This window comes from Serratia sp. CY84636 (genome assembly GCF_052166245.1).
Taxonomy (GTDB): domain Bacteria; phylum Pseudomonadota; class Gammaproteobacteria; order Enterobacterales; family Enterobacteriaceae; genus Serratia; species Serratia nevei.
The window spans coordinates 429,680-442,203 of sequence record NZ_JBJNOX010000002.1 but is presented as its reverse complement, the minus strand read 5'-3'; the positions used below and the strand labels follow the sequence as shown (position 1 = coordinate 442,203).

11 protein-coding genes are annotated in these 12,524 nt (G+C 57.3%); 1 reads left to right on the top strand and 10 read right to left on the bottom strand.

All coding sequences use genetic code 11. From position 1 onward, the window contains the following. Positions 1-12: 12 nt before the first annotated feature. The 6 genes from rplT to ACJ8QI_RS06615 form a co-directional block, all read right to left on the bottom strand. A complete protein-coding gene (rplT, locus tag ACJ8QI_RS06640) occupies positions 13-369 on the bottom strand; it encodes a 50S ribosomal protein L20 (RefSeq protein ID WP_004963673.1) in 357 nt (118 codons plus the stop codon). Between the two features lie 43 nt (positions 370-412). Then, positions 413-610: a 50S ribosomal protein L35 gene (gene rpmI / locus ACJ8QI_RS06635; RefSeq protein ID WP_004931418.1), complete on the bottom strand. Its 198-nt coding sequence runs from the start codon at positions 608-610 to the stop codon at positions 413-415. A gap of 98 nt (positions 611-708) precedes the next feature. Further along, positions 709-1,260, bottom strand: a complete 552-nt coding sequence (gene infC / locus ACJ8QI_RS06630; RefSeq protein ID WP_048233542.1) for a translation initiation factor IF-3 — start codon at positions 1,258-1,260, stop codon at positions 709-711. Positions 1,261-1,263: 3 nt separating this feature from the next. Then, positions 1,264-3,192, bottom strand: a complete 1,929-nt coding sequence (thrS, locus tag ACJ8QI_RS06625; RefSeq protein WP_025159696.1) for a threonine--tRNA ligase — start codon at positions 3,190-3,192, stop codon at positions 1,264-1,266. Positions 3,193-3,407: 215 nt separating this feature from the next. Further along, complete coding sequence (locus tag ACJ8QI_RS06620) at positions 3,408-4,031, bottom strand: hypothetical protein (protein ID WP_060440074.1); 624 nt, start codon at positions 4,029-4,031, stop codon at positions 3,408-3,410. Between the two features lie 239 nt (positions 4,032-4,270). Then, positions 4,271-5,320: a CAP-Gly protein gene (locus ACJ8QI_RS06615; RefSeq protein WP_060419224.1), complete on the bottom strand. Its 1,050-nt coding sequence runs from the start codon at positions 5,318-5,320 to the stop codon at positions 4,271-4,273. Positions 5,321-5,838: 518 nt separating this feature from the next. Between ACJ8QI_RS06615 and ACJ8QI_RS06610 the strand changes: the two genes are divergently transcribed. Further along, a complete protein-coding gene (locus tag ACJ8QI_RS06610; RefSeq protein WP_038877591.1) occupies positions 5,839-6,525 on the top strand; it encodes a MarC family NAAT transporter in 687 nt (228 codons plus the stop codon). Positions 6,526-6,565: 40 nt separating this feature from the next. Here the strand turns inward: ACJ8QI_RS06610 and ACJ8QI_RS06605 are convergent, their stop codons facing one another. The 4 genes from ACJ8QI_RS06605 to ACJ8QI_RS06590 all read right to left on the bottom strand — a co-directional run bounded on the left by ACJ8QI_RS06605 (position 6,566) and on the right by ACJ8QI_RS06590 (position 12,522). Then, positions 6,566-7,699 (bottom strand): ABC transporter substrate-binding protein, encoded by a 1,134-nt coding sequence (locus tag ACJ8QI_RS06605; protein WP_060440076.1) that lies wholly within the window; start codon positions 7,697-7,699, stop codon positions 6,566-6,568. 150 nt (positions 7,700-7,849) lie between these two features. Continuing rightward, positions 7,850-9,133, bottom strand: coding sequence for a serine/threonine protein kinase (locus ACJ8QI_RS06600; protein ID WP_033638320.1), 1,284 nt, complete (start codon positions 9,131-9,133; stop codon positions 7,850-7,852). Positions 9,134-9,390: 257 nt separating this feature from the next. Beyond that, complete coding sequence (locus tag ACJ8QI_RS06595) at positions 9,391-10,728, bottom strand: c-type cytochrome (RefSeq protein WP_060419230.1); 1,338 nt, start codon at positions 10,726-10,728, stop codon at positions 9,391-9,393. Between the two features lie 12 nt (positions 10,729-10,740). Further along, on the bottom strand, positions 10,741-12,522 hold the full coding sequence (locus ACJ8QI_RS06590) for a GMC family oxidoreductase (RefSeq protein WP_442532249.1): 1,782 nt from the start codon (positions 12,520-12,522) through the stop codon (positions 10,741-10,743). Between the last annotated feature and the right edge of the window lie 2 nt (positions 12,523-12,524).

Sequence of the window (12,524 nt, the reverse complement as noted above, 5' to 3'; positions counted from 1 at the left end):
TCTTCTACTGACTTACGCCAGAGCTGCTTTCGCTTTCTCAACCAGTGCGCCGAAGGCCACTTTGTCGAAGACTGCGATGTCAGCCAGGATCTTACGGTCAATTTCGATCGACGCTTTTTTCAAGCCGTTGATGAACTTGCTGTAAGACAGACCGTTCTGACGAGCAGCTGCGTTGATACGTGCAATCCACAGCTGACGGAACTGACGCTTACGTTGACGACGGTCACGGTAAGCATACTGGCCTGCTTTGATTACTGCCTGGAAGGCAACACGATATACGCGCGAACGGGCACCGTAGTAACCTTTCGCCTGCTTCAAAATTTTCTTGTGACGTGCGCGTGCAATTACACCACGTTTTACGCGAGCCATATGCTCTCTCCTAAAGTCTTATTCTAAATTCAAAAAAAATGGCTTATGCGTACGGCAGGCACGCGGTAACCAGGACCAGATCGTTTTTAGACACCATGCCTTTCGGACGCAGGTGACGTTTACGCTTGGTTGCTTTTTTGGTCAGAATATGACGCAGGTTGGCATGTTTACGCTTAAAACCACCGCTGCCGGTTTTTTTGAAGCGCTTGGCTGCACCACGTACAGTTTTAATCTTTGGCATTTTAATTAAATCCACTTCGCATTGTTAAACAACGAATCAGTTGGGCGAATAAAACCCACACAGCGCAAGCGCCGCGCGGGTTCCATTACTTGTAAGCCTTACTGTTTCTTCTTAGGAGCGAGCACCATAATCATCTGGCGGCCTTCGATCTTCGTAGGGAAGGATTCGACCACTGCCAGATCCATATCTTCACACAGGTCTTTACGGACGCGGTTAAGCACTTCCATACCGATCTGCTGGTGCGCCATCTCACGCCCACGGAAACGCAGGGTGATTTTGGCTTTATCGCCATCTTCCAGAAAGCGAATCAGGTTGCGTAGTTTGACCTGATAGTCGCCATCATCGGTGCCAGGACGGAATTTGATTTCCTTAACCTGGATAACTTTTTGCTTCTTCTTCTGTTCTTTCGTCGACTTGCTCTTCTCGTAGAGGAATTTGCCGTAATCCATGATTCGGCAAACTGGCGGTTCGGCATTTGGGCTGATTTCTACTAAATCAACGCCCGCTTCCTCAGCTTTTTCAAGAGCTTCATTCAGACTGACAATACCAATCTGCTCGCCATCGACGCCGGTTAGGCGAACTTCTTGCGCGCGAATTTCTCTGTTAATGCGATTAGGACGCGCCGGTTGAACTCGTTTTCCGCCTTTAATACTTTATTCCTCCAGTTGATGAAGACTACGGCTGCGAATCTCTTTCAGCAGCTTGTCTACGACTTCGTTTACGTCCAGGCTTCCCAAGTCTTTGCCACGGCGGGTACGAACGGCAACTTTGCCTGCTTCGACCTCTTTGTCGCCGCACACCAACATGTAAGGGACTCGACGTAAAGTATGTTCGCGAATTTTAAAGCCAATCTTCTCATTTCTCAAGTCCGCTTTCACGCGAATACCTGCATCCTGCAGTTTTTTGGTCAATTGCTGGACGTAATCAGACTGGCTGTCGGTGATATTCATCACCACCACCTGCACCGGGGCGATCCAGGTCGGGTAGAACCCGGCGTATTCTTCGGTCAGGATACCGATGAAGCGTTCCATGGAGCCCAAAATGGCGCGGTGAATCATTACCGGCACGACGCGATCGTTGTTTTCGCCAACGTACGAGGCGCCCAAACGGCCCGGCAAGAAGAAATCGAGCTGCACGGTACCACATTGCCATGCGCGATCCAAACAATCATGCAGGGTAAATTCAATTTTCGGTCCGTAGAAGGCCCCCTCACCCGGCTGATATTCAAACGGAATGCCGTTCTCGGTCAGCGCGGCGGCCAGGTCTTCTTCCGCACGGGTCCACATGTCGTCGGTGCCGATGCGTTTTTCCGGACGCGTAGACAGCTTGACGGCGATCTTGTCGAAGCCGAAAGTGCCGTACACGTCATAGACCATGCGAATGCATTCGTTCACTTCGGCACGCACCTGCTCTTCGGTACAGAAGATGTGTGCGTCATCCTGAGTGAAGCCACGCACGCGCATCAGGCCGTGCAGGGAGCCCGATGGCTCGTTGCGGTGGCAGCTGCCGAACTCGCCCATGCGCAGCGGCAAATCGCGGTACGACTTCAGGCCCTGGTTGAAGATCTGCACGTGACCCGGGCAGTTCATCGGCTTGATGCAGTATTCGCGGTTTTCCGACGCGGTGGTGAACATGGCGTCTTTGTAGTTTTCCCAGTGGCCGGTTTTTTCCCACAGCACGCGGTCCATCATGAACGGACCTTTCACTTCCTGGTACTGATACTCTTTGAGCTTCATGCGCACGAAGGCTTCCAGCTCGCGGAAGATAGTCCAACCGTCGTTGTGCCAGAACACCATACCCGGCGCTTCTTCCTGCATGTGATACAGGTCGAGCTGTTTGCCGATCTTGCGGTGATCGCGCTTGGCCGCTTCTTCCAGGCGCTGCAGGTAGGCGTTCAGCTGCTTCTTGTCTGCCCAGGCGGTGCCGTAGATACGCTGCAGCATTTTGTTTTTGCTGTCGCCGCGCCAGTAAGCGCCGGAGGTTTTCTGCAGCTTGAAATGGTGGCAGAAACGCATGTTCGGCACGTGCGGGCCACGGCACATGTCGACGTATTCTTCGTGGTGATACAGGCCAGGACGATCGTCATGGCTGATGTTCTCATCCAGGATCGCCACTTTGTAGATTTCGCCGCGCTCAGCGAAGGTGTCGCGGGCTTCTTGCCAGCTGACCTTCTTCTTGATGACGTCGTAATCTTTATCGGCCAACTCGTGCATCCGCTTTTCCAGCAGATCCAGGTCTTCCTGCGTCAGGGTGCGGTCGATATCCACGTCATAATAGAAACCGTTGTCGATCACCGGACCGATCGCCATTTTGGTATCCGGCCACAGCTGCTTGATCGCATGACCCAGCAGGTGCGCGCAGGAGTGGCGCATGATTTCCAGACCGTCTTCATCTTTGATGGTGATGATGGCCAGCTGCGCATCTGATTCGATCAGATCGCCGGCATCAACCAGCTCGCCGTTGACTCGGCCGGCGATACAGGCTTTCGCCAGGCCAGGGCCGATATCGCGCGCGACATCCATCGGGGAAACGGGGTGGTCGAAATGACGCTGACTACCGTCAGGAAGAGTAATAACAGGCATTAATAATTCCTTATCTACAGTGGTGACCCACACGACAGATCACATGCAGTACGAAAATTGGGTTTTGGGTTTGGTCAGCCAGGTTTCAGATCTCGCCCACAATTGCCAGATTGAAACCTCACTGGGTATACAGAATGGAACGCATACCTTCTCAGCCGCATTCGGCTAAGCGAATAGTATCACTAAAATTGTTCCGGATAAATAAAGCGCCGCCCTCACGCTTTCGCGTCATCCGGCGCAAAAACGGTTTTCATGTAGCTCAGGGTGGCCAGCAGGCACAGGCCGTAGCCCAGCAGTTCACAGCCCTCTTCCACCATGTTTTTCACTACCCGGTTATAGCCGTCCAACATCAGCGTTTGCCACAGCGCGCTCATGCCGAACAGGCGGGAAAACACCAGAATGCACAGCAGGCCCGCGCACATCATGCCGTAGCCGGGATGCGTTACGAAATCGGCCAGGCCGCGCACCGTCGCCGCGATGTGCCTGGCGGCATGCCACAGGCAAACCAAGGCGATCGCCAGCGCGAACCACACCCACGCGCCGTGCCACAGCGCATCGAAGGCGAAGTCCATCTCGCGGATCAACATGCAGAGAAAGAAGCCGCCGACCAGCATCCAGGCGGAGCGGCGTTCAGCCTGTCGCCAGGCCGCGGCGAAAAAACCACCGGCGATGGCGAGCAGCAACAGTTCCTGCGCCACTTCGGTCAGCGAGGTTTCATGCACGAAATTATGCAGCCAGTGTACGTCGATAAACACCAGGCCGACCAAGGCCGCTAAAAAAGCGCCGTAGAATAGAAAGGCAACGGCCTTCCCCAGCAAAATATTCAGCTCTTGTTTCATAATCACATTCATTATTATTTACAGCGCATCTATGTTATCCACCTGTTCTCAGGGATCGTGGCAATTGATGCCTAATACCGTACACAGCGATAAAGGTGGTCATTAATCACGCCGCAAACAATAAAAACCCCGGCACATGGCCGGGGGAAACGCCAGTCTTTCCTGGCTGTCATTTCATCACCGTCAGTATTTCAGGCTCTCATCCCTCTATCATCGAGACGCGCAAACGAGCCTGGAAATTACGCCTGCGGAGATGATACGGTGACACGCCGGGCGTTGGTGTTAACGCCCCACAAGCCTGCCAATGCACTGACCACTGCGCCAATCAACAATGCAAAGAATGACCACAGGGCAGCCCGAGACAATTCGTCCGCAGCCGCGGCAGCCTGTTCGCGCGCTTTCTGTTTCAGCTCAGCATACTCCTGTTTTGCCTGATTGATTTTTGCTTCGGCTTCATCCAAACGCTGATTAACCAGCTGCGCAGTTTTATTTTTGGCGTCGACCAAATTCTTCACAGTCTGGTCTACTTCCTGCGGCGTCATATTGGTATTTTCAACCAGCGCTTTTTTCAGTGTGTCTTGATCCACATCTTGCGAGATGGCCTCACCATGTTTTTTAAGCTTGTCGACCAGTTGCTTAATAATCGCATCGCTATTGTCGGGCTGAAGTGCCAGGGCTTTTACTGCGTCTGCCAAATCAGTCTTGGCCGCATTCAACTGTTGCTGCATGAATTCAGGCTGCAATGACGGAATACCACTTTTTTTAAGCGCCGTAACCACATCACCATGCAGCTGTTCAGGTTCCAACGTGGTGTCTATACCCAACTTGTCAAACACCTTGCCACCCACGTCCGCTAACCCGGCTGCCCCTTTGCCAATCGCTGAACCGGCACCGGAGAGCAAGCTGCCAGAGGTCGAAGCGATAGCACCCAGCGCATTGCCGGTGGCCTTCACTGCAGACCCGACCAGCATCCCGCCCAGCACCGCCGCCACAATCAGTGACGTAGCCCATACCAGGAAGCCATGAATAAGGCCGTCATTAGCAGCCAAACGTCCGGCAATAAAAGCGCCGGCAGCCAAGCTAATAATGATTGAAACAGCGGACCAAATCACTACGGTGGTACCGGCTCCATTGATTGGATCGTCTGACGTCGGATCCACGATGGAAAATCCAAGGCTGGTGCCCAACGTCGACAGCAACAGTGAAACAGCCAATACGGTGATAACACCACCAATGACGCTGCCCCAGGAGATTTTTTTCGCCGCTACCCATTCTTTTGCCACTTCCATAGTAAAACTCCTTTTAAGCTTTTCGATTATAAAGAAATGCCACAAAGCCTTACCAGTATAGAAGTGTTTAATCTCTTAAGCGCTTAAATGGTAAAAACAGTTAAAAATAATTAATAATAATTACAGCACGGACGTGCCTACTCTCGGCGACAACACGCTGACAGAGCGTCTTGGCATCACTATCCTTACGTTATTCACTGGTGAACAGGTCTTGAGCTCATAATATGAACCGGTTACTCGCAGTCCTCGTCGTGCTATGCGCGGTATTAGCGACGCTGTATGGGCGGGTGCATTTTGGCGCGCGTTCAGTGCCGCGAGCGATTGCGGTCAATGAAGCGCCGCTGGGGTGTGGGGATGAACCGGAGCTCGCCGGCGAGTGCAATGGCGAAGAGGAAACGCCGGCCGACGGTTAATTAACCTTCCGAGCTATCCCCATTGCCGCCAGGCACACGGCAGGCTAGGCTGTTCAGCTCATGGGCCGCCGCCTGGCGGCTTGAACGTTGCACAGGGAGTTTTTTATGACGGGTATTTTGCAGTTATTCCAGGCCATCGGACTGGGTTTGGTGCTGCTGCTGCCGCTGGCCAACCCGCTGACCACGGTGGCGTTGCTGCTCGGGTTGTCCGGCAATATGACGCGCGAAGAGCGTAACCAGCAGTCGCTGATGGCCTCGGTTTATGTGTTCTGCATCATGACGGTGGCGTTTTACGCCGGGCAGGTGGTGATGAACACCTTCGGCATTTCGATCCCCGGCCTGCGCATCGCCGGCGGGCTGATCGTCGCCTTCATCGGTTTTCGCATGTTGTTCCCCCAGCAGAGCCCTGAAGAGGCACCGGAGGTAGAAAGCAAGTCGCACGAGCTGCGCCATAAGACGTCGGCCAACATCGCCTTCGTGCCGTTGGCCATGCCGAGCACCGCCGGGCCGGGTACCATCGCGATGATCATCAGCTCGGCGTCGAGCGTCAAAGCGAACACGCTGGGTTTTGAACCCTGGGTACTGGCCGTGGCGCCGGTTGCCATCTTCCTGACGGTCGCGGTGATCCTGTGGGGCTGCCTGCTCAGTTCCGGCGCCATCATGCGCTTGGTGGGGAAAAGCGGCATCGAGGCGATCTCTCGCCTGATGGGCTTCCTGCTGGTGTGCATGGGCGTGCAGTTCATCATCAACGGCGTACTGGAGATTATCTCCACCTATACGCCGGCCGCCTGACGATAAAAAACGGGCGCGATGATCGTCGCGCCCGTTGCCGTTATTTCCCCGCCGGCGCCTGCGCGCCCAAAATGCCCTTGCCTTCCGGCACTTCGGTAAAGCGGCTGAGGATCTCGCTGTAGGTCTTGGCCGGATCCAGATCCGGGAACTGCGCCGGATAGATAAACTTCGCCAGATACTCCAGCCCGACGATGTTGTACGGGTGGTTGTAGAAGTTATGGTAGATGCCGTAGAACCGCCCTTCCTTCACCGCCGACACCTGAGCGAACCCCGGGCGCTGCTTCATGCGGTTGAAAGCCTCATCCACCTGCTGCTGCGTCACGCCATAGCCAAACGGCACCGCGGCGTTGGTCTTGCTGGCCCACTGCGAACCGGAAACGATGTAGGCGTCCGGCTTCATGCTGATCACTTTTTCCAGCGCCACGTCGCCGGTGGCGCCCGGCAGCAGCGCAGAGCCGATATTGCGCGCGCCGACCGCTTCCACCAACGCGCCCCAGCCGACGTGGGCGTGGGTATAGCAGCAGGACTCCAGCCCGTTCAGGCCGGCCTTGGCTTCAAAGAACACCAGCGGCTTGGGTTCCACCGCCTGCGTCTTGGCCAGAATGGCCTGATAGTGCTGCTGATAATAATCGGTATATTGCTTGGCTTCGCTTTCGCGGTTGAGGGTTTCCCCCAGCAGCGTCACGCTTTTCGGCGTGTTTTCCACCGGCTTGAGCATGGTGTCGATAAACAGCACCGGCACGTTCAACGCCTTCAGCTTATCCAGCACGCCGGTTTGGCTCAGCGAAGGTTTGGAACGCAGCTGGGCGATCATCAGATCGGGGCGTTTGGCGATCACGCTTTCCAAATTGACTTCGCCCTTGTCGCTGAACCCCATATCGATGATGTTTTTCGCCGCCGGCCATTTGCTTTGCAAGATGTCCCAGGTCGCCGCATCGCTTTTCTTCAGCAGGTTATTCCAGGCCACCAGCCGATCGAACGGGTTGGCGCGATCGAGCAGCGCCAGCGTGAGAATATCGCGCCCGTCCTGCACCACGATGCGTTTTGGCTCTTGCTGGAGGGTGAGCGTCTGGCCGGAAGTGTCGGTCAGGGTCAGCGGATAGGTAGTGGCCATCGCCGGGGCGGAAAGCGCGGCGGCGCAAACCAGCGCCGACAGAGTGATTCGACGGTGCACGAAAAGCTCCTTGGTAAACAATTCAACCAAGGAATAGTAATGAGAATGGCTAGCATTATCAAAGGTCGCGCCGCATTGCCCGGCGATTAATTGCAAAGGGATGTGTAACGCGGGATGAAGAGGCGCGCCGGAAGCGGCGCGCCCTGAGGATCACACCAGGCCGTAGATCAGCGCCGACAGCGCAATCAGGCCCATCACCAGCACGAAGACGTTGCTCGCCGCGCGGTATTTACGCATTGCCGGCACCGCGCGCACCGCGTACATCGGCAGAATGAACAGGATGGCGGCAATCAGCGGGCCGCTGATGGTTTCAATGATGTGCAGCGCACTGGGGTTCCACACCGTCGCCGCCCAGGTGAGCAGGAACAGCGACACCGCCGAGATGCGGTGCGTCATACGCGAACTGAGCGGTTTGCCGACCGCGCGCGTGACGCCGTCGATCAGGCTGGTCGCCCCTTCCGTCACCCCCAGCGAGGTGCCGAGATAGGATTTGGCCATTGCCAGCATCGCCATCACCGGGCCCAGATAGGCGATCAGCGGGTTGGAGAACTTGTTGGCCAGCGTGGTCAGCACCGTGATGTTCTGGTCTTTCGCCTGCTGCATGTCTTCATGGGACAGGCTCAGCACGCAGCTGAACACGAAAAACAGCACGGTGACGCAGATCAGCACATAGCTGTAGCGCATGATGCGCGCGCAGCGGCGTTCCGCCTTGTCGCCATACAGGCTCTTCTGCGTCGAGGCGAAGGAAGAGATGATCGGCGCATGGCTGAAGGAGAACACCATCACCGGCACCGCCAGCCACAGCGAATGCCACAGCCCCGGCGTGTCGAAGCGGGTGGCGGCCAGGCCGTGAACGAAGTTGGCGGTATTCCAGCTCGGCATCAGGTACAGCGAAATGCCCATCAGGAACACCAACAGCGGGAACACCAGCATGCCCATCGCCGCCACGATGCTGTCTTTGCCGCGCAGCAGCACCAGATTGAGCACCACCACCACCGCCAGGCTCAGCCAGATGCGCGGCAGCGGCGCCACGTGGAACTGATGGATCAGGAAGCTGTCCAGCGCGTTGGTGATCGAAATGCTGTACACCAGCACGATCGGGAAGAACGCCATCAGATACAGCATCATGATGATTTTGCCGGCCAGCACGCCGAAGTGTTCCACCACCACATCGTGAATATTGCCGTCGCGGCTGGAGCCGGACAGCACGAAGCGGCTGAGCGCGCGGTGCGGCAAATAGGTCAGCGGGAAAGCGAACAGCGCCATCAACAACAGCACCAGCGGGCCGTTCAAACCGGCGTTGATCGGCAAGAACAGCGTGCCGGCACCCACCGCGGTGGCATAAAGGCCGAACATCCAGACGGTGTCGGTTTTGTTCCATTTGGCTGGCTGAGCGGCCGTCAGCGTGCCTGAATCGGGAGAAATCGTACTCATGAGACAGTCTACCTTAATCTGCGGCGCCAACGATTGCGCCTAACGGGATATCCTTCTCCGCGAACTTTTTAATAGTAATCAGTGAATTAAAGCGATATTTCATACTTACGCCTGATGAAAGGACGGCAAAGGATAATGAAAAATCCGCTGCGGGTCTATGTTTTATCGGCCGAACGGGCAATTTGCGAACAGGAAATGCTGAAAAAACCGGCATGCACAGAAAAAACTAAGGGCCCCTTGCGGAGCCCTTAAGCGGTTTACTTCTTCGCGTCCGGATGGTCCGGCACCTCGGCGCTGCCCATCTCCTTCTCGTCGCGGATCATCGAGCGGTCTTTACGCACGTCGGCCACGTCGGAGGCGCTCACCGGTTTGGCGCTGTTGCCCCAGCTGGTGCGGATGAAGTTCACCACGTCCGCCACCTGCTGATCGTTCAAACGCCAGCCGAACGGCGGCATGGTGATGTTGGACACCGCCCCCTGCACCGCCGGCGTAGTGTTGCCGGTCAGCACGATGTGGATCAGCGAGGTCGCGTCCTCGGTCTGCACCACCGGGTTGCCCTTCAGCGACGGGAAGGCGCGCTTGTAGCCCACGCCGTCGGTGCGGTGGCAGGCCGCGCAGTTATCGACATACAGCGCCGCGCCGGGCTTGCTGTCGTCGCCGCGCCACAGATCCTTGGCCACGCTGTCTTCGACCGGCGCCGCCTGCTGTTTGCCGTCTTTCGGCGGCAGCGATTTCAGGTAGCGTGCGATGGCGGTCAGATCGTCGTCGCTCAGGTATTGCAGGCTGTGCTCCACCACGTCGCTCATGCCGCCAAACACGATCGCCTTGTCGTTACGGCCGGTTTTCAGGAACTCGGTCAGCTCGGCTTCGCTCCAGCTGCCCAGGCCATCCTTACGGTCGCTGCGCAGGCTGGAAGCCACCCAGCCGTCGATCGGCGCGTTGCTGCCGGACAGATAGTCGTCGCTTTCGCTGTTGCTCAACGCTTTTTCCTGCATGGTGATGCTGCGCGGGGTATGGCAGGCACCGCAGTGGCCCAGGCCTTCCACCAGATAACGACCGCGTTCAATCACCGGATCGGCTTTGGCGTCAGCCACGAAGTCCGCCGGCGACGGCGCAAACATGCCGCGCCAGATGCTCAGCGGCCAGCGCATCGACAGCGGCCACGGGATGTCGGAATCCTTGTTGGCCTGCTCCACCGGCTGCACGCCGTGCATGAAATAGGCATACATGGCGCGCATGTCTTCCTCTTTCACCAGCGCGAACGACGGGTACGGCATCGCCGGATACAGGGTACTGCCGTTTTTGGCTACGCCCTTACGCACCGCGTTGTCGAAATCTTCGAAGCTGTAATCGCCGATGCCGGTTTTCTTGTCCGGCGTGATGTTGGTGGAGTAAATGGTGCCGATCGGCGTCTCCATCGCCAGACCGCCGGCGAAGGTTTTGCCGCTCTTGCCGTCGGTGTGGCAGGCCACGCAGTCGCCGGCGCGCGCCAGGTATTCACCGCGCTTGATAAGCTCGCTGCTGACGGTGGCGTCCTGCGCCCAAACGGAAAAACTCACTGCACTGAGAACCAGTGCCGGTACAAATGCTTTCATCGTTCGCCGTCCTTATGCCTGCACCAATGGGCCTGGGTTTTTCAGATACTGCTCGCGAATAGCGCGGGCAGACCAGTAAGCCAGCGCCGCCACGGTGCCGGTCGGGTTGTAGCCCAGCCCCTGCGGGAAGGCCGAGGCGCCGATCGAGAACACGTTGTGCACGTCCCAGCTCTGCAGATAGCGGTTGACCGCGCTGGTCTTCGGATCTTCCCCCATTACCGCGCCGCCGTTCATGTGGGTAGTCTGGTAGCTGGTGGTATCGAAGTGGCTGTTGGCGTTTTTCGGGCTGCCGGCGATCAGTTTCGGGTTCATCGCCTTGGCAATCGGCACCATCTTGTCGTACATGAACTGCGCCATCTTGATGTCATTTTCCTGCCAGTCGAACGTCATGCGCAGCAGCGGCTGGCCAAAGACGTTCTTGTAGTTGGGATCGAGATCCAGATAGTTGTTGCGGTACGACTGGTGCGCGCCGTGGGCGTCCATCGAAACGTGGTGGGTGTAGGCATCCGCCACCGCCGCTTTCCACTTGCTGCCCCAGGCCGGGGTGCCCGGAGGGGTCGGCAGGCCGGAGATCGGCTTGGTGCCCGCCTGGTTGACCCAGAACGGCGAACCGCCGACGAAGCCTTCTTTAGCGTGGTCGAAGTTATCGGCGTTAAAGTCGTCCACGCCCACGCCGTTGCCGCCGGCGCCGATGAACGGGTTGGTAAACACGTCTTTATCGAAGAACGCCTTGATGGTGGTCATGTTCTGGTAGGCGAAGTTGCGCCCGACCACGCCTTCGCCGGTCACCGGATCGTAAGGCTTGCCGATGCCGGACAGCAGCATCAGGTGCACGTTGTGGAACTGGAACGCGCCCAGGATCACCAGATCGGCCGGCTGGTCAATCTCGCGGCCCTGCGCATCGACGTAGTTCACGCCGGTGGCGCGGGACTTGTCGTCGGTCAGGTTGACCTTCAGCACGTTGGCGTTGGTGCGCAGCTCGAAGCGTTTTTCCATGCGCAGCGCCGGCAAAATGTTGACGTTCGGCGAAGCTTTGGAATACATGTAGCAGGCGTAGCCGCTGCAGAAACCACAGAAGTTGCACGGGCCCATCTGCGCGCCGTACGGGTTGGTGTAAGAGTCCGAGGTGTTGGCGGACGGCAGGTTATAAGGATGGTAACCCACCTCCAGCGCCGCTTTCTCGAACAGCTGGGCGGAGTAGGTATTTTTCTGCGCCGGCAGCGGGAAGTCGCTGGAACGATCTGCCGCAAAGCGGTTGCCGCCCTTCTGCGCCACTTTCTGCCCTTTGATGGTCCAGGCGGTGCCGGAGGTGCCGAACACTTTCTCCGCTTTGTCGAAGAACGGTTCCAGCTCGTCGTAGGTCACGCCGAAGTCCTGGATGGTCATGTCCTTCGGAATGAAGTTTTTGCCGTAGCGCTCTTCATAGTGGCTGCGCATGCGCAGTTCGATCGGATCGACGCGGAAATGCACGCCCGACCAGTGCAGGCCGGCGCCGCCGACGCCAGTGCCCGGCAGGAACGCCGCCAACTGGCGGTAAGGCACCGCGGTCTGGCTGCTGTTGTGACGAATGGTGACGGTGCTTTTCGACAGATCCTGGAACAGCTTGCGGCGGATGTTATAGGTCAGCTCGTCGATCACCTGCGGATAAGACCCGTCCGGATAGGTGTCGCGCATCGGGCCGCGCTCCAGCGCCACCACGTTGAGGCCGGCCTCGGTCAGCTCTTTGGCCATGATCGCGCCCACCCAGCCGAAGCCGACGATCACCGCATCTACTTTTTTCATTACCGTTGCCATGA

Bases quoted from the DNA above. Each gene is read 5' to 3' on its own strand.
- rpmI (WP_004931418.1), bottom strand. From the start codon at position 610: ATGCCAAAGATTAAAACTGTACGTGGTGCAGCCAAGCGCTTCAAAAAA.
- ACJ8QI_RS06610 (WP_038877591.1), top strand. From the start codon at position 5,839: ATGACGGGTATTTTGCAGTTATTCCAGGCCATCGGACTGGGTTTGGTG.
- ACJ8QI_RS06595 (WP_060419230.1), bottom strand. From the start codon at position 10,728: ATGAAAGCATTTGTACCGGCACTGGTTCTCAGTGCAGTGAGTTTTTCC.
- ACJ8QI_RS06600 (WP_033638320.1), bottom strand. From the start codon at position 9,133: ATGAGTACGATTTCTCCCGATTCAGGCACGCTGACGGCCGCTCAGCCA.
- ACJ8QI_RS06590 (WP_442532249.1), bottom strand. From the start codon at position 12,522: ATGGCAACGGTAATGAAAAAAGTAGATGCGGTGATCGTCGGCTTCGGC.
- ACJ8QI_RS06620 (WP_060440074.1), bottom strand. From the start codon at position 4,031: ATGAAACAAGAGCTGAATATTTTGCTGGGGAAGGCCGTTGCCTTTCTA.
- ACJ8QI_RS06615 (WP_060419224.1), bottom strand. From the start codon at position 5,320: ATGGAAGTGGCAAAAGAATGGGTAGCGGCGAAAAAAATCTCCTGGGGC.
- rplT (WP_004963673.1), bottom strand. From the start codon at position 369: ATGGCTCGCGTAAAACGTGGTGTAATTGCACGCGCACGTCACAAGAAA.
- thrS (WP_025159696.1), bottom strand. From the start codon at position 3,192: ATGCCTGTTATTACTCTTCCTGACGGTAGTCAGCGTCATTTCGACCAC.